The 21227-nt window shown below is 74.5% G+C and carries 24 protein-coding genes; 8 read left to right on the forward strand and 16 right to left on the reverse strand.

Annotated elements, in window-relative coordinates:
• Positions 1 to 22 precede the first annotated feature (22 nt).
• Positions 23 to 208 (reverse strand): hypothetical protein, encoded by a 186-nt coding sequence (locus FB454_RS21955; protein ID WP_135240224.1) that lies wholly within the window; start codon positions 206 to 208, stop codon positions 23 to 25.
• Positions 209 to 303: 95 nt separating this feature from the next.
• Here FB454_RS21955 and FB454_RS21960 point away from each other — a divergent pair, with 95 nt between their 5' ends.
• Positions 304 to 1338, forward strand: a complete 1035-nt coding sequence (locus tag FB454_RS21960) for an NAD(P)-dependent alcohol dehydrogenase (RefSeq protein WP_123111734.1) — start codon at positions 304 to 306, stop codon at positions 1336 to 1338.
• Between the two features lie 43 nt (positions 1339 to 1381).
• Here FB454_RS21960 and FB454_RS21965 read toward each other — a convergent pair whose 3' ends face one another.
• A complete protein-coding gene (locus tag FB454_RS21965) occupies positions 1382 to 2518 on the reverse strand; it encodes a geranylgeranyl reductase family protein (RefSeq protein WP_123111738.1) in 1137 nt (378 codons plus the stop codon).
• A 143-nt stretch (positions 2519 to 2661) separates the two neighbouring features.
• Between FB454_RS21965 and FB454_RS21970 the strand changes: the two genes are divergently transcribed.
• Positions 2662 to 2898: a hypothetical protein gene (locus FB454_RS21970; protein WP_013286401.1), complete on the forward strand. Its 237-nt coding sequence runs from the start codon at positions 2662 to 2664 to the stop codon at positions 2896 to 2898.
• Between the two features lie 71 nt (positions 2899 to 2969).
• Positions 2970 to 4424 (forward strand): MFS transporter, encoded by a 1455-nt coding sequence (locus FB454_RS21975; protein ID WP_145823383.1) that lies wholly within the window; start codon positions 2970 to 2972, stop codon positions 4422 to 4424.
• Here FB454_RS21975 and FB454_RS21980 read toward each other — a convergent pair.
• Positions 4397 to 4954 carry a helix-turn-helix domain-containing protein gene (locus FB454_RS21980; protein ID WP_145823384.1) on the reverse strand — a complete coding sequence of 186 codons (558 nt, stop codon included), beginning with the start codon at positions 4952 to 4954 and terminating at the stop codon, positions 4397 to 4399. The genes FB454_RS21975 and FB454_RS21980 overlap by 28 nt on opposite strands.
• Positions 4955 to 5025: 71 nt before the next feature.
• On the opposite strand from FB454_RS21980, the gene FB454_RS21985 reads away from it, so the two are divergent.
• The gene (locus tag FB454_RS21985; protein WP_145823385.1) at positions 5026 to 5367 is read left to right on the forward strand and encodes a hypothetical protein; all 342 of its coding nucleotides are present in this window, start codon (positions 5026 to 5028) and stop codon (positions 5365 to 5367) included.
• Positions 5364 to 6281: an alpha/beta fold hydrolase gene (locus tag FB454_RS21990; protein WP_145823386.1), complete on the forward strand. Its 918-nt coding sequence runs from the start codon at positions 5364 to 5366 to the stop codon at positions 6279 to 6281. Before FB454_RS21985 ends, FB454_RS21990 begins: the two co-directional genes overlap by 4 nt.
• A 51-nt stretch (positions 6282 to 6332) precedes the next feature.
• Here the strand turns inward: FB454_RS21990 and FB454_RS21995 are convergent, their stop codons facing one another.
• From FB454_RS21995 to FB454_RS22015, 5 genes are all read right to left on the reverse strand, one after another.
• Positions 6333 to 6884 carry a hypothetical protein gene (locus FB454_RS21995; protein WP_071094959.1) on the reverse strand — a complete coding sequence of 184 codons (552 nt, stop codon included), beginning with the start codon at positions 6882 to 6884 and terminating at the stop codon, positions 6333 to 6335.
• Positions 6885 to 7218: 334 nt separating this feature from the next.
• Positions 7219 to 7944, reverse strand: coding sequence for a hypothetical protein (locus FB454_RS22000; protein ID WP_030275023.1), 726 nt, complete (start codon positions 7942 to 7944; stop codon positions 7219 to 7221).
• A 220-nt stretch (positions 7945 to 8164) separates the two neighbouring features.
• Complete coding sequence (locus FB454_RS22005) at positions 8165 to 9265, reverse strand: DUF3626 domain-containing protein (protein ID WP_145823387.1); 1101 nt, start codon at positions 9263 to 9265, stop codon at positions 8165 to 8167.
• A 137-nt stretch (positions 9266 to 9402) separates the two neighbouring features.
• Positions 9403 to 10032: an MBL fold metallo-hydrolase gene (locus FB454_RS22010; RefSeq protein WP_145823388.1), complete on the reverse strand. Its 630-nt coding sequence runs from the start codon at positions 10030 to 10032 to the stop codon at positions 9403 to 9405.
• Entirely contained in the window at positions 10029 to 11117 is a 1089-nt protein-coding gene (locus FB454_RS22015; RefSeq protein ID WP_013286410.1) for an S-(hydroxymethyl)mycothiol dehydrogenase, read from the reverse strand. The genes FB454_RS22010 and FB454_RS22015 overlap by 4 nt, the downstream gene beginning before the upstream one ends.
• Before the next feature lie 139 nt (positions 11118 to 11256).
• Between FB454_RS22015 and FB454_RS22020 the strand changes: the two genes are divergently transcribed.
• Positions 11257 to 11670, forward strand: coding sequence for a hypothetical protein (locus FB454_RS22020; protein ID WP_013476735.1), 414 nt, complete (start codon positions 11257 to 11259; stop codon positions 11668 to 11670).
• A 38-nt stretch (positions 11671 to 11708) separates the two neighbouring features.
• Here the strand turns inward: FB454_RS22020 and FB454_RS22025 are convergent, their stop codons facing one another.
• The 5 genes from FB454_RS22025 to FB454_RS22045 all read right to left on the reverse strand — a co-directional run bounded on the left by FB454_RS22025 (position 11709) and on the right by FB454_RS22045 (position 16944).
• Positions 11709 to 12992, reverse strand: a complete 1284-nt coding sequence (locus tag FB454_RS22025; protein ID WP_145823389.1) for an MFS transporter — start codon at positions 12990 to 12992, stop codon at positions 11709 to 11711.
• A complete protein-coding gene (locus FB454_RS22030; protein WP_036311809.1) occupies positions 12989 to 13639 on the reverse strand; it encodes a GntR family transcriptional regulator in 651 nt (216 codons plus the stop codon). The genes FB454_RS22025 and FB454_RS22030 overlap by 4 nt, the downstream gene beginning before the upstream one ends.
• 68 nt (positions 13640 to 13707) lie before the next feature.
• The gene (locus FB454_RS22035; RefSeq protein WP_013286414.1) at positions 13708 to 14547 is read right to left on the reverse strand and encodes an alpha/beta fold hydrolase; all 840 of its coding nucleotides are present in this window, start codon (positions 14545 to 14547) and stop codon (positions 13708 to 13710) included.
• Complete coding sequence (locus FB454_RS22040; protein WP_013286415.1) at positions 14544 to 15455, reverse strand: SDR family NAD(P)-dependent oxidoreductase; 912 nt, start codon at positions 15453 to 15455, stop codon at positions 14544 to 14546. The genes FB454_RS22035 and FB454_RS22040 overlap by 4 nt, the downstream gene beginning before the upstream one ends.
• Positions 15448 to 16944, reverse strand: coding sequence for a flavin-containing monooxygenase (locus FB454_RS22045; RefSeq protein ID WP_145823390.1), 1497 nt, complete (start codon positions 16942 to 16944; stop codon positions 15448 to 15450). Before FB454_RS22045 ends, FB454_RS22040 begins: the two co-directional genes overlap by 8 nt.
• A gap of 115 nt (positions 16945 to 17059) precedes the next feature.
• On the opposite strand from FB454_RS22045, the gene FB454_RS22050 reads away from it, so the two are divergent.
• Positions 17060 to 17740: a TetR/AcrR family transcriptional regulator gene (locus FB454_RS22050; protein ID WP_013286417.1), complete on the forward strand. Its 681-nt coding sequence runs from the start codon at positions 17060 to 17062 to the stop codon at positions 17738 to 17740.
• Here the strand turns inward: FB454_RS22050 and FB454_RS22055 are convergent.
• Together FB454_RS22055 and FB454_RS22060 are read right to left on the reverse strand one after the other, a co-directional pair.
• The gene (locus FB454_RS22055; protein WP_145823391.1) at positions 17715 to 18170 is read right to left on the reverse strand and encodes a hypothetical protein; all 456 of its coding nucleotides are present in this window, start codon (positions 18168 to 18170) and stop codon (positions 17715 to 17717) included. The genes FB454_RS22050 and FB454_RS22055 overlap by 26 nt on opposite strands.
• Positions 18170 to 18646 (reverse strand): hypothetical protein, encoded by a 477-nt coding sequence (locus FB454_RS22060; RefSeq protein ID WP_145823392.1) that lies wholly within the window; start codon positions 18644 to 18646, stop codon positions 18170 to 18172. Before FB454_RS22060 ends, FB454_RS22055 begins: the two co-directional genes overlap by 1 nt.
• 44 nt (positions 18647 to 18690) lie before the next feature.
• Between FB454_RS22060 and FB454_RS22065 the strand changes: the two genes are divergently transcribed.
• The gene (locus FB454_RS22065) at positions 18691 to 19686 is read left to right on the forward strand and encodes a helix-turn-helix transcriptional regulator (RefSeq protein WP_013286420.1); all 996 of its coding nucleotides are present in this window, start codon (positions 18691 to 18693) and stop codon (positions 19684 to 19686) included.
• 51 nt (positions 19687 to 19737) lie between these two features.
• Here the strand turns inward: FB454_RS22065 and pdxR are convergent, their stop codons facing one another.
• Positions 19738 to 21213: a MocR-like pyridoxine biosynthesis transcription factor PdxR gene (gene pdxR, locus FB454_RS22070; protein ID WP_013286421.1), complete on the reverse strand. Its 1476-nt coding sequence runs from the start codon at positions 21211 to 21213 to the stop codon at positions 19738 to 19740.
• Between the last annotated feature and the right edge of the window lie 14 nt (positions 21214 to 21227).

Below are 21227 nucleotides of genomic sequence, written 5' to 3' on the forward strand. Positions count from 1 at the left end.
GCCCGGCGGTGTCCGGGCCCCGTCAGCCGCCCGCGCGCAGGTGCCACTCCGACTCCCCGCCGACCGGGTCCGGCCGGTCCGGCGGGAACTCGGTCTCGGCGGACTCGACCCGCTCCTCCGGGCGTACCCGGGCGGGCAGTTCGCCGAAGCGGACGTGCCGCAGGAACGCGTACTCCTCGTCGGTGAACGACTCGGCCGGCTCGCTCATGACCGCATTGTGCGCCCACCCGTCCCGTCTCCGCATCAACCGCCACGGCACGGGTATGCCGCCGCGTCGACCGTCGGCGACGAGGTGGAGGAGACATGCGCGCAGTACGGATGACCGCACCCGGTGTGCTGGAGCACACGGAGGTGCCCACGCCGCAGGCCGGCCCGGGTGAGGTGCTGCTGCGCGTCGGCGCGGTCGGCGCCTGCCACTCCGACCTGCACATCCTCGACGCCCCGGCGGGCGTTTTCCCGATCCCGATGACGCTCGGTCACGAGATCGCCGGCACCGTCGACACGGTCGGCCCCGGCGTGGACGGCTGGTCGCCCGGCGACCGGGCCGCCGTCTACGGGATCATCGGCTGCGGCCGGTGCCGGGCCTGCCTGCGGGGCGAGGAGAACCGCTGCCGGGTCATCCCGGTCGGCGGCATCGGGCTCAGCCGCGACGGCGGGCTGGCCGAGTACGTGGTGGTGCCCGCGTCCCGGCTGCTGCCGGTCGGCGACATGGACCTGACCCAGGCGGCGCCGCTCACCGACGCCGGGCTGACGCCGTACCACGCGGTGGACCTGGCGCGGCCCCGGCTGCGACCCGGCACCTCCTGCGTGGTGATCGGCATCGGCGGCCTGGGGCACATGGGGTTGCAGATCCTGCTGGCCACCACAGCGGTACGGATCATCGCGGTGGACACCAACACCGCCGCGCTGGACCTGGCCGGCCGCCTCGGCGCGCACCACACGGTGCAGGCCGGCCCGGACGCGGTGGACAAGATCCGCGAACTGGTCGGACCGGCGCCGGACGGCGCGGACGTGGTGCTCGACTTCGTCGGCGCGCAGCCCACGCTGGACACCGCCCGGCAGGTCGTCGCCACCGGCGGCCAGATCCTGCTGGTGGGCCTGGCCGGCGGCACGCTGCCGGTGCGCCCGGTCGCCGACGAGCCGCCCCCGGTGCCGCTGGAGACCGGTGTGGTGGTGCCGTTCTGGGGCACCCGGGCCGAACTGCACGAGGTGATCGCGCTGGCCCGCGACGGCCGGCTGCACGCCGACGTGCACACGTTCCCCCTCGCGGAGGCGCCGCAGGCGTACGAGGCGCTGCGCCGGGGCGAGGTGCGGGGGCGGGCGGTCATCGTCCCCTGACGCGGGGCGCTCAGTGGTGCGGGAACACCGGCACGACGCCCGGTCAACCGGCCACTGACCGTACCTTCGCGGGCAGGCGGTCGAGCATCGCCAGCGCGGCCCGTACCGGCCGCCGGTCGAGCACGTCGGCGAAGCTCGCCCGGCCCTGGCAGAACCGGACGAACATCCGCCAGCCGGGCGGGCTGGCCAGCATCGCGTGGAACACGTCGGGCCGCCGCTCGAACACCTCCAGCAGCCGGTGCCCGGCGCGCATCTCCGGCGTCAGCCGCCGGTCGACCTCCCGGGCGTACGCGTCGAGGTCACCGGCGGCCACCGCCTCCCCGGCCAGCCGGCCCGAGCGCAGCGCGTAGCTGATCCCCTCGCGGCTCCACGGTTCCAGCAGCCCGGCGGCGTCCCCGGCGACCAGCACCCGGCCGTGCCGCAGCGGGGAGTCCCCGGTGCGGCAGCGGGTCAGGTGACCGGAGTCGTGCTCCGGCCTCACCCCGGACAGGCCGAGCCGGTCGGTGAAGTCGCGCAGGTAGGCGCGGGTGCGGTCGCCGTCGCCCCGGGCGGAGATGACACCCACAGTGAGACGGTCGCCCTTCGGGAACACCCAGGCGTAGGAGCCGGGCAGCGGCCCCCAGTCGAGCAGCACCCGGCCGCGCCAGCGGTCCCGTTCGGCGGCGTCCACCGGCAGCTCCAGTTCCAGCCCGAGGTCGACCTGCCGGAAGCGCACCCCGACGTGGCGTGCCGTCACGCCGGACGAGCCGTCCGCGCCGATGACGGTACGGGCGCGTACCGTCTCACCGCCGGCCAGGCGCAGGCGTACCTCGTCGGGGTCCTGCTCGATCGCGCGGACCGCGACGCCCTCGCGGACCTGCGCCCCGGCGGCGACGGCGGCGGCGCGCAGCCGGTCGTCGAACTCCTCCCGGCGGATCATGGTGACCAGCGGCGCGGGGTGCCGGCGGGTGAACGCGCGTCGCCCGTCCCGGGTGAACGTGACCCGGCCGATCCGGTCGTGGGCGGGCACCTCGACGCGGCCGGCGACCTCGGCCAGCGACGTGCCGATCAGGCCGCCGCCGCAGGTCTTGTAGCGGGGGTGGGTGGCCCGTTCGACCACGAGCGTGCGCACGCCGGCCCGGGCCGCGGCGTGCGCGGCGGAGAGTCCGGCGGGCCCGCCGCCGACCACGACGAGATCCATGATCACGGGTGCAGCCTAGGGCACCGCCGTGCCTCGCCGCCCGGTACGACAGTCGAACGGGTGCGCATCATCGCGGCCCGTCCGGGTAACCGCCGGTCGCCGGCCGTCCGCGGGTCGGGCGGTCCACGCCGAGGAGGGAAGCGATGCCTCAGGTCCAGCTGTCTGCGGTCGAGGAACGGGTCTACCAGGCGGTGTCCGCGCTGGAGGTGCAGGGACACGTCCCCTACCCGGACCTGATCGCCCAGGAGACCGGGATGACCGAGGAGGAGCTGCGCGAGCCGCTGCACTCGCTCACCGAGCGGGGGCTGCTGCACCGCGAGGACTCCCCGATGTCCGGCCTGGACTTCGGACCCCGGTGGTGCGCGCGCCAGATGGCGTGATCGAGTCGTTTGCCCCACCGGGCACCGGGTAGCGATCGGAGTCGGGTGATCGACGGTCTGTGGGGGGCACGATGAGCGAGGGCCGGTCGTCGACGCCGGTGCCTGACACCGGGTACGACGGCCGGCGCCGCTGGCGCGCGCTGAGCGTCGGCCTGATCGCGGCGTTCATGACGCTGCTGGACGTCAGCATCGTCAACGTCGCGGTGCCGTCGATCGACCGGGCGCTGCACGCCACGCCGAGCGATCTGCAGTGGGTGCTGTCCGGGTACGCGCTGACGTTCGGCCTGGTGCTGGTGCCGGCCGGGCGGTTCGGTGACGCGCGCGGGCGGCGTACCGCGTTCGTGGTCGGGGTGGGGCTGTTCACGCTGACCAGCGCGCTGGCCGGGCTGGCGCGCTCGCCGGAGTGGCTGGTCGTCGCCCGCCTCGTCCAGGGCGCCGCCGCCGGTGTGGTGAACCCCCAGGTCAGTGGCATGATCCAGGAGCTGTTCCGGGGCGCGGACCGGGGCCGGGCGTTCGGGCTGCTGGGCGCGACGATCGGCATCTCCACCGCCGTGGGTCCGCTGCTCGGCGGGCTGCTCATCCAGCTCGGCGGCGCCGAGCACGGCTGGCGGTGGGTGTTCTTCGTGAACATCCCGGTCGGGATCGTGGCGATGCTGCTCGGCTGGCGGCTGATGCCGGCCCGGCCCACCAACCCCGCCGGACGGGGGCGGCTCGACCCGCTCGGCGTGCTGCTGCTCGGCGCCGGAGTCACGGTGATCCTGCTGCCGCTTGTGCAGCGGGAGCAGTGGCGGGGCCCGGGCAAGTGGCTGCTGATCCCCGCCGGCCTGCTGCTGCTCGCCGGGTTCGCGCTCTGGGAGCACCGGTACGCCCGGCGCGCCCAGCCGCTGTTCGACCTGCGGCTGTTCACGGTGCGCTCGTACACGCTGGGCGCGCTGATCGGCCTGATCTACTTCGCCGGGTTCACCGCGATCTTCTTCATCTTCACGCTCTACCTCCAGATGGGGCTCGGCTACAGCGCGCTCGTGGCCGGTCTGGCGATCACCCCGTTCGCGCTCGGTTCGGCGCTCGCCTCCGCGCTCGGCGGCCGGGTGGTCACCCGCTACGGCCGTCCGCTCGTCGCGATCGGGTTGCTGGCCGTGGTGGCCGGGCTGATCGCGACCGACCTGGTGCTGGCCGGCGGTCCGCACGACGACGTGCCGCTGCGGACCGCGCTGCCGTTGCTCGTCGCCGGGCTGGGCAGCGGCCTGGTGATCGCGCCGAACCAGACGCTCACGCTGTCCGAGGTGCCGGTGCCGATGGCCGGCAGCGGCGCCGGGATGCTCCAGACCGGGCAGCGGATCGGATCGGCCGCCGGCATCGCCGCGGTGGGCGCGCTGTTCTTCTCGACGATCGCCGACGACCGCGGCGACTGGAGTACGGCGTTCCGCCACTCACTGCTGCTCGCCGCCGGGATCATCGTGCTGGCGCTCGGCGCCGCGGTGGCGGACATCGTGCTCGGTCACCGGCGGTCCGCGGGTCGCTCCTGATCGGCGGCGGGCAGCAGGACTGTGGTGAGCAGCCGCCGGGTGCGGCCGGGCCCGGGGCCGAGAGCCGCGTACTCGGCGAACAGGTCGCGGAACCGGGTGACGAACTCGGCGGTCTCGGCGTCGGTGGCGTGGAACGCGTTCTGCCGGTAGCCGGCCACGTCGCGGGCCAGGTCGGCGTCGCCGCGGTCGAGGTAGCCGTCGAAGTCGGCGAGCAGGCCCGCGACGAAGGTGAGGAACGCCTGGCGGTGCCGCTGCGGGCTCATGGCCCGGGCCTCGTCCGGGTCCACCGACGCGGCGGCCTCGTGGAGCCGGTAGCTGCGCTCGACGGCGCCGCGGGCCCGCCGTTCCCCCACCGTGTGCAGGACGCCGTGGTCGGCGAGCGTGGCGACCTGCCGGTAGAGCGTGGCCGGTGGCACGTCGCTCAGTTCGGTGCGCAGCTCGGTGGTGGTGAGCGTGCGGCCACCCAGGAACGCCTGGACGATGCGCAGCCGGACCGGGTGCAGCAGCAGCTCCACGGTGTCGAGTGCCACAGTGGCTCCCCTTTTTGTTATCGCCTCCGGTAATGTTCTCAGCAACGATAACAGAAGCGAGGAGTTCGCCGATGGCCACCATCGACCTCACCCCCGACCGCATCGACGTCCGGCTCACCACCGCCGAGAAGGTCTGGGCGCTGCGCGGCGACCTGTCGTTCCCCCGCTCCGCCGTCAGCGGCGCCGTCGTCGTACCGGACGGGGCGCGCGCCACCCGCGGCATCCGGGCGCCCGGCCTCGGCGTCCCCGGCACGCGCAACGTCGGCACCTGGCGCGGCAGGGCCGGCAAGGAGTTCGTCAGCGTCCGCGGCGGCCAGCGGGCCGTCCGCATCACCCTCACCGGCCAGGCGTACGACTCCCTGCTGATCGGCGCCGACGACGCCTCCGCCCTGGCCGCGGCGGTGCTGCCGTGACGGTCGAGCGTCCGCTCGCCGTCGACTCGGCCGGGCAGCGGCTGTCCGGCACGCTCACGCTGCCCGACGGCGCCGGACCGCATCCGTTGGCGCTGCTGCTGCCCGGCTCCGGGCCGATCAACCGCGACGGCGACCACCGCCGCCTGCCGCTGGGCATCCAGCGGCACCTGGCCGCCGCGCTGACCGGCGCCGGGATCGCTGTCGCCCGGTACGACAGGCGGGGCGTCGGCGAGAGCAGCGGCGAGTTCCTGCGTACCGGCTTCCACGACAACGTCGACGACGCGGCCGCCGTGCTCGCCGCGGTGCGCGACGACCCGGCCGTGGACGCCGGGCGGCTGTTCCTGGTCGGGCACAGCGAGGGCGCGCTCACCGCTGTCGCGCTCGCCGCGCGCGGCGTACCAGTGGCCGGCCTGGTCCTGCTCTCCGCGCCCGGGCGCACCGGCGCCGAGGTCCTGCGCCGGCAGGCCGGGCTGCTGCTGCCCACCCTGCCCGCGCCGGTACGCCTCGTCCTCCGGCTCACCCGCACCGACCTGCTGGCGAAGGTGGCCCGCAACCACGAGAAGATCCTCGCCACCGACAAGGACGTGGCGTGGGTCGGCGGGCAGCGGCTCAACGCCCGCTGGTTCCGGGAGTTCCTGCGCTACGACCCCCGGCCGGACCTGGCCCGCGTCGACGCGCCGATCCTCGCGCTCACCGGCGACAAGGATCTCCAGACCGATCCGGCGGACCTGCCGGTCATCGCCGCGCACGCGGGCGGGCCCGTGCAGACCGGGGTGCTGCCGGACGTCACCCACGTGCTGCGCCGCCGGCCGGGTCCGCCGTCGCTGCGGGCGTACCGGGACGAGGCGAAGCAGCCGCTGGACCCGTCGGTGGTCGAGCCGGTGCTGTCGTGGCTCGCCGCGCACAGCGGCTGAGGGCACGCGAAAGGCCGGCACCCGGATCGGGTACCGGCCTTTCGTCAGGTCTTACTTGTTCCAGTGCTCGGCGACGATCTCGGCGGCCTGCTTCTCCCACTGCGCGTACGCGTCGGGGTAGGCGCTGACCTGCACGGTCTGCGCGGCCTCGGTCAGCGGCATGTCCTGCCAGCCGTCGACCTGCTTGAGGCCCTTGAGGAACGCCAGCGTCGAGTACTCGGGGTCGGTGATCTGCTCCGGCGTACCCCAGCCGCTGGACGGCCGCTGCTGGAACAGGCCCAGCGAGTCGTGGTCGTTGCGGTCACCCAGGTGACCCAGGTTCTCCAGCTTCGACTCCTGCAGCGCGGTGGCGATCGAGATGACCGCGGCGCGCTCGGGCAGGCCCGCCTTCTTGGTGGCCGCGATGATGGCCTTGGCGTTGGCGACCTGCTCGTCGTTCAGGTCCACGTGCGACTGCGCGCCCTGCGGGCTCACGCCCTGGACCGCGACGGCGGCCGGCTTGGCGGTGTCCGCCGCGTGGGCGGCGACCGGACCGGCGAACACGCCACCGGTGAAGGCCAGACCGGCGATACCGAGGATGCTCTTGCGCAGGATCGTGTTCATGGTGGGCTCCGTTCGGGGGTCGACGCATCCGGGGGGATGCGTGGGCACCGTCAGGCGCTCAGGTTTCTCGGGGGGATCCGGCAGCGCGCGGCGTGCCGGGTGCATCTGCAACGACCGGCAGCCCGGGGTTGTTCCCGGGTGGCGCTCGGCGGCGCCGCTCCGGTCGCGCACCGGGTTACAACGCCATCCGCCCACCCCCGATTCCGCCCGCACAGTGCCGCCCACCACAGCGCAACCGGACATCGCGCCCACCCGGCCGCCCTCCCCCCGAGGGCCTGCTCCGTGCGAGAACGGCCGGCCCCGGAAGGGCCGGCCGTTCGCTACGGGTGTCGGGTCACCAGACCTGCTGGACGATGTCCGCCGCCTGCTCCTCCCACTGCGCGTACGCGTACGGGTAGGCGGACACCTGGACCGTCTGCGCGGCGGTGGTCAGCGGCAGCTCGTGCCAGCCGCCCACGTTCTTCAGCGCGTTGAAGAACGCCTTGCTGGAGTACTCCGGGTCGGTGATCTGCTCGGACGTGCCCCAACCGGACGACGGGCGCTGCTGGAACAGGCCCTCCGAGTCGTGGTCGTTGTACGCGCCGAGGTGACCCAGGTTGTACAGCTTCGACTCCTGCAGCGAGGTCGCGACGCCGATCACGGCGCCCCGCTCCCCCACGCCGGTCTCCTTGGCCGCCTCGACGATGGCCTTGGCGTTGTCGAGCTGCGCGTCGTCGAGCGGGATGCGCGACTGCGCGCCCTCGACGCCGTGCGGCACGAGCTTCTCCTTGGCCGGCCGGTCGGCCCGGGTCGGCACCTTGTCCAGGCCGGTGGTCTGGCCGGGCTTCACCGCCTCGGTGGAGGTCTTCTTGCCGGTGGCCAGGTCGATCGCGGCCTTGGCGCCGGCGTGCGGCCCGCTGGTCACGGGCGCGGCCACGGCGACGGGGCCGACGGCCAGGCCGCCCAGGACTGCCACACCCGCCACGCTCAGCGCGGCGCGGCGGTTACGGGTGACGGCGGCGGTCTTCGCGACGGCGGTCTTCGCGATGGCGGGGAGCCATCGAGTGAAGTGCTGCTTCACGATGGTTGCCCTTTCGATCGTTACGACGCGCTCCGGGGTGAGCGCCCCTCGAGGGACTACCGCCGGGTAGGTGTTTGGCTTCCGGCGGTACGGGGGACACAACCAGCCCGCAGTGTCGGTCATTCCGGAAATGCCGGGCAGGGCCGAGGCTGCGGTCCAGGTCACCCGCGATTCCGGGCAGCGGCTGCCGGAGCGCGGCGGACGGGACGAACAGGGATGATCAGGCCGGAACGCCGAACCGGACCAGCACGTGCCAGAGCTGCTTGAGGTGCTGAAGCGTCACCGCGGCCGGCCCCCGGTCGGCCCAGCGCTGCGGCTCGCGCACCACCGAGGCGGCGGCGCGGCCGACGAGCGCCGCGTGCAGCGGCTCCCCCGGGCGGGCGAACTCGGCGGCGACACGTACGGCCAGCGGCGGGATGTCCGGGCCGCGGAACTCGGCGTCCACGGCGTCGACGGGCAGCATGAAGCCGGGGTGGAAGCGCAGCGCCACGCCGTGCCGCGCGGCGATGCCCTCCAGGCGGCGCCCCACGTCGGTGCCGCGGAACGACGGGTCGACCACGAGCGCCTCGACGTCGCGGGCCAGGCTGATCTCGCCGTGCACCTGCGCCTCGATGTAGTCGTCCAACGCCCGGCCGACCCGCCCGGACTCCCGTTCCCGGCGGCGCAGCAGCGTCCGCAGCAGCGTGCCGGTGTCCATGCCGGCCACGCCCAGGGCGACGCCGGTGCCGGCGGTGGCGGCCAGCAGCGCCGCGAACACCGGCTCGAAGACGTCGACGGTGCCGAACTCGGTGGGCTCGATGTGGCTGTCACCGAAGCTGAACGTCGCCCGGGCCAGCACCTCCGGGCGCAGCCGCAGGTGACACGAACCGAACCGGGGGCACGCACCGTCGGCGTGGTCGAGCAGGTTCAGGCCGCCGTACTTCGGGCGCTCCGTGGGGAGCACGCCGGGACGCTGGTACGCGCCGCCGAACATCGCCTGCTCCCAGACGTCCCGGTCGCCGCCCGGGTACGCGGTCAGCCCGCCGTTGGAGATGCCGGTCTCGAACTGGCTGCGGTAGACGCCCTCCTCGTCCAGCGCCTCGATCACTGTACGGCCGTGCCGCAGCACCCGGTCGGGGTGGAAGTTGACAGTCAGGCGCCCGTACCCGGTCACCGCGGCGACGACCTCCTCGTACCGGTACGTGGCGCCGGAGGCGGCGAGGTGGCGGGCGATGACGGCGAGCGCCGCCGGGCGGTCGCGCAGCGCGACGTCGCGGACGTGGCGCAGCGCGGCGGACTGGGCGGCGGTGAGTGTGGCGACGGGCACGGGCCCGAGTATCACCGGACGGGACCTCGCCCGGCCACACGGTTTCGGTGCCGTCCGAAGCGGACGGACGCCCGCCGGCGCGCGGACGGGCCGGGAGACGCCGCGGGCCCGAACCGGACTGCTCCGGCCGGGCCCGCGCGGGTGTTCGGTCCTCAGTGGCCCCGGGCGATCCACTCGTCCAGGTGCGGCGCCTCGGCCCCGATCGTGGTGTCGTCGCCGTGCCCCGTGTGCACCACCGTCTCCGGCGGCAGCGTGAGCAGCCGGGTACGGATCGACTCGACGATGGTGCCGAAGTCGCTGTACGACCGCCCGGTCGCGCCCGGTCCACCGGCGAACAGGGTGTCGCCGGTGAAGACCGCGCCCAGGTCGGGGGCGTACAGGCTGCACGCGCCGGGGCTGTGGCCGGGCGTGTGCAGCACCCGCAGCGTGGTGCCGCCGACGGTGAACGTCTGCCCGTCGGTGAGGTCGCCGTCCGGGGCCGTGTCCGGGTGCACCATGTCCCACAGCACCCGGTCGGCCGGGTGCAGCAGCACCGGCGCGCCGGTGGCCCGGGCCAGCTCGGGCGCGACCCGGACGTGGTCGTCGTGGGCGTGGGTGGCGATGATCGCCAGCACCCGCCGGTCACCGATCACCTCGCGGACGGCCGCCACGTCGTGCGGCGCGTCGAGGACGACGCACTCCGAGTCGTCACCGATCACCCAGACGTTGTTGTCCACGTCGAACGTCTGGCCGTCGAGCGAGAACGTGCCGGAGGTGACGGCGTGGTCGACGCGGGCGGTCACGGGAAGACCACCACCGAGCGCAGCACGTCGCCGTGGTGCATCCGGGCGAACGCCTCCTCGACCTGGTCGAGGGCGATCTCCTCGGTGACGAACGCGTCCAGGTCCAGCCGGCCCTGCCGGTACAGCTCGGTCAGCATCGGGAAGTCGCGGCTAGGCAGGCAGTCGCCGTACCAGCTGGACTTGAGCGCGCCGCCGCGGCCGAAGACGTCCAGCAGCGGCAGGTCGACTGTCATCTCCGGGGTCGGCACGCCGACCAGCACGACGGTGCCGGCCAGGTCGCGGGCGTAGAACGCCTGCTTCCACGTCTCCGGGCGGCCGACCGCGTCGATCACCACGTCGGCGCCGAAGCCGCCGGTGGCCGCGCGGATGGCCTCCACCGCGTCGTCCTCGGAGGCGTTGACGGTGTGGGTGGCGCCGAACTTGCGCGCCCAGTCGAGCTTGCGGGAGTCGGTGTCCACCGCGATGATCGTGGTCGCGCCGGCCAGGGCCGCGCCGGCCACCGCCGCGTCGCCGACGCCGCCGCAGCCGATCACCGCGACCGAGTCGCCCCGGGTCACGTTGCCGGTGTTCATGGCCGCGCCGAGACCGGCCATCACGCCGCAGCCGAGCAGGCCGACCGCCGCCGGCCGGGCCGACGGGTCGACCTTCGTGCACTGCCCGGCGTGGACGAGCGTCTTCTCGGCGAACGCGCCGATGCCGAGCGCGGGCGTCAGTTCGGTGCCGTCGGTGAGCGTCATCTTCTGGGTCGCGTTGTGGGTGGCGAAGCAGTACCACGGGCGGCCGCGCCGGCATGCCCGGCACTGCCCGCAGACCGCGCGCCAGTTGAGCACCACGAAGTCGCCGGGTGCCACGTCGGTGACGCCGTCGCCGACCTGCTCCACGATGCCGGCGGCCTCGTGGCCGAGCAGGAACGGGTAGTCGTCGTTGATGCCGCCCTCGCGGTAGTGCAGGTCGGTGTGGCAGACGCCGCACGACTGGATGCGGACCACCGCCTCGCCCGGCCCCGGGTCCGGCACCACGATGGTGGTGACCTCCACGGGCGCGCCCTTGCGCCGCGACACGACTCCCCGGACTTCCTGGCTCACGGTGCCTCCTTCGTTGCGTGCGTCTGCACCCAGAACCTACCGCTGATCATGACCCGCGAACCAATGAAGGCCGCCGGATTGTCCTGGTCATGACCGGGTACCCGGTGTGCCGGTTCTACCAGGTGGGACGGGAGTGATCATGAGGCTGTCGCATGCGCCGCTGCGGGTCGCCATCGGCGCGTACATCCTGAACTCCGGGCTGGGCAAGCGGGGTCTGGAGGGTGAGGCCGCCGCGGGCATGCACGGCATGGCGGCCGGCGCGATGCCGCAGTTGCGGCAGATCCCGCCGGACCGGTTCGCCGTGCTGCTGTCGCGGGGCGAGGTCGCGCTCGGCGCGGCGCTGCTCGCCCCGTTCGTCCCGTCGCTGCTGGCCGGAGCCGCGCTCACCGCGTTCGGCGCGGGTCTGGTGCAGCTGTACCTGAAGACGCCGGGCATGCGCGAGGGCAGCAGCCTGCGGCCGAGCCAGGAGGGCATCGGCCTGGCCAAGGACGTGTGGCTGGTCGGCGCGGGGCTGACCCTGGTGCTCGACTCGCTGGTGCGGCACCGGCCCTGAGCCGGCCGCGCCGAAACCGCGCCCGGCTGCCCGCGTACTCAGGCCGCCGCCGGCACCGCAGCGGCGGCCCGCTCGTCGGCGAGGCGGCGGCGGGCGGCGTTGCGGTAGCGCAGCACCTGCGCCGCGCCGAGCGCCCAGAGCAGGAACTGCACGGCGAACGCCCAGCGGAACGCGGACAGCGGCGGCGCGTCCCGCCCGGCCGGGGTGGCCAGGTCGAGCACCACGCCGACGGCCAGGATCAGCGCGATCGAGGCGACGAAGCCGCCCACGTTGACGATGCCGGTGGCACTGCCGATGCGGTGCACCGGGTTGAACGTGCGGGCGTAGTCGAACCCGATCATCGAGCCGGGTCCGTTCACCGCGAGCACCACCACGAGCGCCACCAGCAGCCAGTGCGGCGCGCGGCCGGGCCAGGCCAGCACCACCGCCCACACCCCGGCGGTGGTGGCGGTGATCGCGAAGACCACCACCGAGCGGTGGAACGGGTGGCGCGAGCACAGGTGCGCGATGACCGGCCCGCACACGAGCGTCACCACTGTCATCAGGGTGAGCATCCCGGCCGCCGCGGTCGGCGAGAACCCCTGCCCCTGTACGAGGAACGGGTACCCCCACAGCAGCGCGAACACCGCGCCGGAGAACTGGGTGACGAAGTGCGTCCACAGGCCCAGCCGCGTGCCGGGCTGCGCCCAGGCGTCGGCGAGCTGCCGCCGTACGGTGGCCAGGTCGGGGGCGAGCGCGGTGGCGTGTTCGGCGTGCGGGGTGTCGCGTACCGCGACGAGGACCAGCAGCACCACCGTGGTGCCGAGCGCCGCGGCGGTCAGGAACGCCGGGGTCCAGCCCGCGCGGTGCAGCAGCAGCACCAGGGGTACGGCGCCGAGCACCGCACCGAACTGGCCGACGGTGCCGGTGAGCTGCACCAGCAGCGGGTTGCGCCGGCCGGGGAACCAGAACGCGACGATGCGCAGCACGCTGATGAAGGTCATGGCGTCGCCGAGACCGACGAGCACCCGGGCGGCGACGGCGGCCGGTACGTCGCCGGCCACCGCGAACAGGAGCTGCCCGGCCACCATGAGCGCGCCGCCGGCCAGCAGCAGCCGGCGTGAGCCGTAGCGGTCCAGCAGCACCCCGACCGGCACCTGCATGGCGGCGTAGACGGCGAGCTGGGCGACGGAGAACGTGGCGAGCGCGGCGGCGTTGATGTGGAAGCGCTCCGCCGCGTCGACCCCCGTCACGCCGAGGGAGCTGCGGTGGAACACGGCCGTCAGATAGGCGGTGACGGCCACCGCGTACACCAGGGCGGCGGGGCGGCGACCCGCGTTCACCGCAGCGTCCCGAGCATCCGCGCGGCGGTGTCGATGTGCGCGGCGACCGCGTCGTGCCAGGCCTGCGGGTCGTCGCCGTCGAGCGCGGCGAGCTGGCCGGCGTGCTCGGTGAGGGCGACCTCGGCCCAGCCGGGTGAGAGCCGGAAGCTCGCCTCGCCCATGCGGAGCTGCCTGTCGCGCAGCCGGTGGTACAGCTCGGCGAGGATCTCGTTGCCGGCGGCCTCGACCACTGCGGCGTGGAACGAGCGGTCGGCGGCCATCAGGGTGGTGATGTCACCGGCGGCGTGCGCGCGGCGCATCTCGTCCAGCCAGCGGGCCAGGTCGGCGCGCAGCTCGGCGCGGCGCGGCCAGACCCGGTCGGCGGCGTGCAGTTCGACCAGGCGGCGGGCCTCGATCACGTCGGCGATCTCCCGGGCCGACACCGGCCGGATCAGCGCGCCGCGCTTCGGGTAGAGCTTGACCAGCCCTTCGGTCTCCAGCCGCAGCAGCGCCTCCCGGACCGGGGTGCGGGACACCCCCGTCGCCTCGGCGACCTCGCCCTCGCTGACGAGCTGGCCGCCCGGGTAGACCTGTTCCAGGATGGCCTGCTTGAGGTGCCGGTACGCCCGCTCGGCGGCGGACGGCGCGGTCCGGCTGGGATGCGTCATGTATCTAAGCTTGCTCCGCCGGCCGCCCGCCGGCCCGGCGCGGGCCGGGACAGTGGCGCAGGCCACGGTCAGGCCCACAGCTCCCGCAGCAGCGCCTCCACCTCGGCGGTCCGCTCGATCTGCGGCATGTGCCCGGTGTCGCGGAACAGGTGGCTGCGCGCCTCGGGCAGCCGGGTGCTGGCGTACGCCAGGTGCGCGGCGGGCAGGACCAGGTCGCGCTCGCCCCAGACGAGCAGCGTGGGCAGGCCGAGCGCGGCCACCGCGTCGAGCAGGTCGGCGCGCCACTGCGGGCGTACGCCGCGCCAGGTGCCCAGGTCGCGGACCAGCTCCAGCATCACCCGGGCGGCGTGCGGCTGCCGGGCCACCGCGAGCGCGGTGGCGAGCCGCTCGGCGGTGACGTACGCCGGGTCGTGGAAGATCGCCCGTTCGGTCCGGCGGACGATCCCCGGGTGCGGGCGCAGCAGCAGCCGGGCCAGCGGGCGTACCGCGAGCAGCCGCAGCGCCACCGTCACCTCGCGGCCGAAGCCGGCGCTGTTGAGCAACGCCAGGCTGGCGACGCGCCGCGGTTCGTCGGCGGCCAGGCGCATCGCGACCGCCCCGCCGAGGGAGTTGCCGACCAGGTGGGCGGGGCCGGTCACCCCTGCCACGTCCAGGAAGCGGGCCACCGCGGCGGCCAGCGCCGGGAGCGTGTGCGGTCCGTCCAGCGGCGCGGAGCCGCCGTGCCCGGGCAGGTCCACCGCGAGCACCAGGTGGTCGCGGGCCAGCTCCGTGTGCAGGGCGGTGAAGTCGTCGAGGGTACGGCCGATGCCGTGTAGAAGCACCACGGGCGGCCCGTCGCCGCTGATCCGGCAGCGGGTACGCCGCCCGTCGACGGTGCGCTCGCCGGCCGGGGGCAGGGCGAGCGTCACGCCCGGCGTCCGGGTTCCGCCCCGGCCTCCTCGCCGGTCCGGGGAGACGGCACCGGCACGCCGGCGTCGGCCCGCCGGGCCGGACGGAGGCGCATGCCCAGGGCCAGCACCCGGCCGTACCCGGCGGGGGCGACGCGGGCGAGCAGGTCGGGCAGTTTCGCCGACCAGCCGATCAGCACCCGGCCGCGACGGCGCTGCGCGCCGCGCAGGATCACCTCGGCGGCGGTCGCCGGGTCGATGGTGAGCAGCTTCTCGAACTGCTTGCGTCCGGCCTCGTACTCGTCGAGGGCCACGCCGCTGCCCACCCGGGCGCTGGCGGCGATCCGGGTGCGGATGCCGCCCGGGTGCACCGATGTGACGCCGACGCCGTCGTCGACGAGCTCGTGCCGCAGCGCCTCGGTGAACCCGCGTACGGCGAACTTGCTCGCCGCGTACGCGGCCTGCCCGGCGGGCGCGATCAGGCCGAACAGGCTGGACACGTTCACCAGGTGGGCGCCGGGTTCGGCCTTGAGCGCGGGCAGCAGCGCGTGGGTCAGGCGCACCACCGCCCGGAAGTTGATCTCGATGACCCAGAGGAACTCCTCCAGGGTGACCTGGTCGAAGCGTCCGCCCAGCGCCACACCGGCGTTGTTGATCAGCAGGCGGATCCGGGGGTGCGCACTGTGGATCTCGGCGGCGACCCGGTCGGTGGCGTCGGCGTCGGCCAGGTCGACCAGATGGGTCTCCACCCGCCGGTCCGGGTACGCGGCCCGGATCGCGGCCACGGTGGCGGCCAGGCCGTCGGCGTCCCGGTCGAGCAGCACCAGATCGGCGCCGCGCCGGGCCAGGCCGTGGGCCAGTGCCGCGCCGATGCCGCTCGCCGCGCCGGTGAGCACCGCCGTGCCGCCGGGGAAGACGAGGTCACGCATCGGTTCCTCCCGAGGTGGTGGCCGCCGTGGCGGGTATGCCGGCGCGGTCGAACCGTACGCCGTCGGTGAGCGGGCCGTGCCGCATCAGGCGTACGTCTCGGGGATAGTTCTGGTGCAGCCGCCACGGCGCCTGCGGCCCCTGCTTGGGCAGCTGGTCGACGGCGCGCAGCACGTAGCCGGACTGAAGGTCGATGATCGGCACCAGGTCGTCGGTGTCCGGGGCGAGCGGCGTGACGATCTGCCGGCCGGTGTCGTCGAGGTGGCGCAGCAGCCGGCAGACGTACGTGGCGACGAGGTCGGCCTTGAGCGTCCAGGAGGCGTTGGTGTAACCGATGGTCATGGCGAAGTTCGGCACGCCGGACAGCATCATGCCCTTGTAGGCGACAGTCGAGGCGAGGTCGACCTCGGCGCCGTCGACAGCCAGCGTCATGCCGCCGAGCGCGAGCAGGTTGAGACCGGTGGCGGTGACCACCACGTCGGCGGGCAGCTCCTCACCGGAGGCGAGCCGGATGCCCTGCTCGGTGAACGTGTCGATGGTGTCGGTCACCACCGACGCGCGGCCGGCGCTCAGCGCGGCGAACAGGTCCCCGTCCGGCACCACGCACAGCCGCTGGTCCCACGGGTTGTAGCGGGGCGAGAAGTGCCTGTCGACGTCGTACCCGGACGGGAGGCGGCCCTTCGCGGCCCGGCGCAGGAACCGCTTCACCACGCCGGGGGCGCGGCGGCTGAGCTGGAAGTTGGCCACGCCGAGCGTGACGTTCTTCCACCGGGCCACCGCGTACGCGGCCTTCGGGGGCAGCCAGCGCCGCGCGGCGTCGGCGAACGGGTCACGCGAGGGCAGCGCGATGACGTACGTGGGTGAGCGCTGGAGCATGGTGACGTGGGCGGCCCGCTCGGCCATGGCCGGGACCAGGGTGACGGCTGTGGCGCCGCTGCCGATCACCACGACCCGCTTGCCGGTGTAGTCCAGGCGCTCGGGCCAGTGCTGCGGGTGCACGAGCGTGCCGGCGTACCGCTCGACGCCGGGGAACCGCGGCGTGTACCCCTCGTCGTAGCGGTAGTAGCCGGAGTTGGTGAACAGGAACGCGCAGGTGAGGGTGACGTCCTCGCCGGTGTCGTCGCGGTGGGCGTGCACGGTCCAGCGCGCGGTGGCGCTGTCCCACTCGGCGCGTACCGCCCGGTGGTGGAAGCGGATGTGCCGCTCCACGTCGTACTCGCGGGCGGTCTGCCGGACGTACGCCCGGATGGAGTCGCCGTCGGCGATGGCCTTCGGGTCGGTCCACGGCTTGAACGAGTAGCCGAGGGTGTACATGTCGGAGTCGGAGCGGATGCCCGGGTAGCGGAACAGGTCCCAGGTGCCGCCGATGGCGCCCCGGGCCTCCAGCACCGCGTAGGTCTTGCCGGGGCACTCACGTCCGAGGTGGACGGCGGCGCCGATGCCGGACAGGCCGGCCCCGACGATGAGGACGTCGACGTGGTCTGCGGCCATCGCTTCTCCCGTTCGCACCGGCGGTGGACCGGACACTATCCATCGCCGTCGACCGCAGTCAACACCGTGTCGAGTCGAATCGACAGGGTGTCGAGCGGGTGTAGCATCTGCCGACATGACGACCGCCCGTACGCCGACCGGCGCCGCGCCGACGCGCGGGCGGCGGGCCGGCCGGTCCACCGGCGACGACCGGGAGACCGCGATCCTGGCCACGGCCGAGCGGTTGCTCGCCGAGCGTCCCTTCGCCGACATCTCCATCGACGACCTGGCGCGCGGCGCGGGGATCTCCCGGCCCACGTTCTACTTCTACTTCCCGTCCAAGGACGCGGTGCTGCTCACGCTGCTCGACCGGGTCACCGAGGAGGCCGACGCCGCCGCCGGGGGCGTCTTCGAGCGGCTCGCCGAGGATCCGCGCGCCCACTGGCGGGAGCTGATCGCCCGGTTCCACGCCACGTTCGGCGGGCACCGGGACGTGGTGCTGGCCTGCGCCCAGGTGCGCGGCACCAACGCCGAGGTGCGGCGGCTCTGGGCCGAGGTGCTGGAACGCTGGGTCCGCGCGGTGCAGGCCGCGATCGAGTCCGAACGCGCCCGCGGCGCGGCCCCGGACGGGCTGCCCGCCCGGGACCTCGCCATCGCGCTGAACTCGATGAACGAGCGCGTCTGGTACGCCACGTTCGCCGGGGACGGCCCGGCGGTGGCCGAGCGGGACGTGGTGGACGTGCTGCTCGACGTGTGGCTGACCGCGATCTACCGGACCGCCACGCCGCCGGTCACCGCGTCCGGCGGAACTCCATGACCCAGTTGGTCTCCCACGTGCGCTCACCGTCGGTGGAGAACGCCTGCTCCCAGCGGCATGAGTCGGCGGTGACCGCCGACCAGAGGAACCGGCAGCGTACCGGCCGCCCCTCGTCGGTGTCGTCGGCGTAGAACGTGCCGACGCCGCCGGTGAACCGGCCGACCACCGGGGGCAGTTCCAGCACGCCACGGCTGCTGTGCATCCAGTAGATCGACCACAGCCCGGTCGACGGGTTCACGATGCGCACCGTGGAGCCGGAGAAGCCCCGGCTCGGGCAGCGCATCTCGTCGAAGCTGCCCGCGCCGTCGAAGAACGAGCGCGCCTCGCTGACACCGGCGAACTCGTCCCAGTCGTCGCCGCCGACGTGGCGCTGCCGCAGGCGCCGGTTGGTCACGTCCCAGGTGCCGACGAGGAAGTCGAAGTCGCCCATCAGCGGCCCACCGGCCCCTCGGCCCGGGCGTCGGCCAGGTAACCCGCGAGGTCCGGCCGGTCCGGTGCGAGCACGTGCCGGATCCAGGCGGTGCGCTCGTGTTCCAGTACGCCCAGTTCCCAGACGCAGCCGACGCCGGGGCGGGTGAGGTCGACGAAGTGCGCCGGGTCGTCGTCCGGGCAGTCCAGCGCGGGCTGCCCGGCGATCGCGATGCGGCACTCGACCACGTTGTCGAAGAACCAGCTGTACGCCAGCAGGTACGCCCCGGTGTCCGCGCCCCGGTGCAGCACCACCCAGCTCGCCGGCGGGGTGGAGCCGTCCGGGCCGGGCAGCAGCGACGGCAGGTACGCGTACGCGGCGTCGACCACCCGCGGTTCGAGACGGCGGTCCGGCTGGTCCATGTGGTAGCGCTTGACGTGCCGGCCGGCCACCTGGACGGTCCCCGGCACGGTCAGCTCCTTGTCGTGAAAAGCCATGCGGGCACGCTAGGACCGCTCCCCTGACAGCTAGTGTCAGTGGAATGCGGGCCAGTCGACTCCTGTCCATCCTGCTGCTCCTCCAGGCGCACGGCCGGCTCACCGCCGCCGACCTGGCCGCCCGCCTCCAGGTGTCGGCGCGCACGATCTACCGGGACGTGGAGGCGCTGCACGCCGCGGGCATCCCGCTGTACGGCGAGGCCGGACACGACGGCGGCTACCGGCTCGTGGAGGGCTGGCGCACCCGGCTGACCGGGCTGACCGCCGAGGAGGCGGACCGGCTGCTCTTCGCCGGGCTCCCCGGGCCTGCGGCCGAGCTGGGCTACCAGTCGGTCGTCGCCGCCGTCCAGCTCAAGCTGCGGGCCGCGCTGCCCGCGCCGCTGGCCGACCGGGCGGCCCGGCTGGAACAGCGGTTCCACCTGGACACACCGGGCTGGTACTCCGACGGCGACCCGTCGCCGCACCTGGCCGAGGCCGCCGAGGCGGTGTGGCGGCAGCACCGGCTCCGGGTGCGGTACCGGGGCTGGCGGGGCGAGACGACCCGGGTCCTCGAACCGTACGGGCTGGTGCTCAAAGGCGGACGCTGGTACCTGGTCGCCGCCCGGCCGGACCGCGCCGACCCGGCCACCTACCGGGTCAACCAGATCCTGGACCTGACCCCGCTGGACGAGCCGTTCGAGCGGCCGGAGTTCGACCTGCCGGCGTGGTGGCGCGCGCACGTGGTGGAGTTCCGGGCCGGCCTGCACCGCGACGAGGCGCGCATCCGGCTGTCGCCACGCGGGTTCGCCCGGCTGCGCGAGGTCGGCAGCGACGTGGTGGTGGCCGCCGCCGAGGCGAGCGCCGGCCCGCCCGACGCCACCGGCTGGGTGCACGCGGTCATCCCGATCGAGTCGCTCACCCACGCCCACGGCGACCTGCTCCGGCTCGGCGCCGACGTGGAGGTCCTCGCCCCGGAGGCGCTGCGCACCCGCCTGTCCGAAACCGCCGCCGCCCTGGCTGCCCTCTACCACCCGCCCTCCGCCCCGCCTCTCCCCGGTTGATCAAGGAGTTCGTGTCCTTCCAGGAGATCGACTCGGACACGAACTCCTTGATCACGGGGGCGGGGTGACGGCGTCGGCCACCGTGGAGAGGGCTCGGTCGATCTCGGAGGGCGGTGTCGCCGCGTAGCCGAGGACCAGGCCGGGTGGCTGCGGGCGCCGGCTGTGCCAGGACAGCGGGTGGACCTTGACGCCGCGGCGCAGCGCCGCCGCCGCCAGCGCCCGGTCGTCGACGTCGCCGGGCAGCGTGACCATCAGGTGCAGCCCGGCCGCCGCGCCGTGCACCACCGCCCCCGGCAGGTACGCGCGGACCGCCCGGATCATCGCGTCCCGCCGGCGTACGTGCCGGTGGCGCAGCAGCCGCAGGTGCCGTTCCAGCGCGCCGGACTCCATCAGCTCGGCCAGCACGAGCTGCGGCAACGCCGCGTTGCCGAGGTCGGCTGCCCGCTTCGCGGCCACCACGTCGGCGTGCAGCGCGGGCGGCACCAGCATCCACCCGATCCGCAGGGCCGGCGCGAGCAGCTTGGAGATGCTGCCGACGTAGCAGACCCGATCCGGCGCCATGGCACGCAGCGCCGGCACCGGCGGACGGTCGTAGCGGTGCTCGGCGTCGTAGTCGTCCTCCACCACCAGGCCGCCGTCGCGTGCCCACCGCAGCAGCCGCCGGCGCCGGTCGCCGTCGAGCACCACCCCGGTCGGGAACTGGTGCGCCGGGGTGAGCAGCACGGCCGGAGCGCCGGAACGCTCCAGCTCGTCGACACACAGGCCACTGTCGTCCACCGGGATCGGCGGTGTCGCCAGCCCGGAGTAGACCAGGTGCTGCCGTACGCCCAGCGAGCCGGGATCCTCCACCGCGACGGTGTGCGTACCCCGGTCGTGCAGCACCCGCGCGAGCAGGCCGAGCGCCTGGGACACCCCGGCCACGATCACCACCTCGGCCGGGTCCGCACGGACGCCCCGGTTGCGGGCCAGCCAGTTCGCGACCGCGAGCCGCAGCGCGGGCGTGCCGGCCGGGTCGCCGTAGCCGAGCGCGGCGGGCGTCATCCGGTGCAGCACGGCCCGCTCGGCCCGCAGCCAGGCCGCGCGGGGAAAGGCCGCCAGATCGGGTACGCCGGGAGTCAGGTCCACCTGCGCCGGTACGGCGCGCAGCTCGTCGAACGCGTCGACGCCGGGCCGGGTGGCGAACACCTGCGGTGCTGTCCTCGGCTCGGGCGGCCGGGTGATCACGGCGGCCGGCGTGGCGACCACCACCGTTCCGGCCCGGCCGCGTCCCGCCACCTGCCCGTCCTCGGCCAGCCGCTGGTACGCCTCGGTCACCACACCGCGGGAGACACCCAGCTCGGCGGCGAGCACCCGGCTGGCGGGCAGACGCGTGCCCACCGGCGCCCGTCCGTCGGCGATGGCGGATCGCAGCCGGGCGGCGAGCCAGTCCGCGCGGCCGCCGGGCGGCGCCTCGCCGACGTCGAGCTGGAGGAAGTCCGCGCCGGCCGCTTTGGACTCCTCGGGAGCGGCAGCTTTGGCCCTGTCCATCGGGCCATTATGGG

It is taken from the genome of Micromonospora sp. CNZ297 (genome assembly GCF_007827625.1).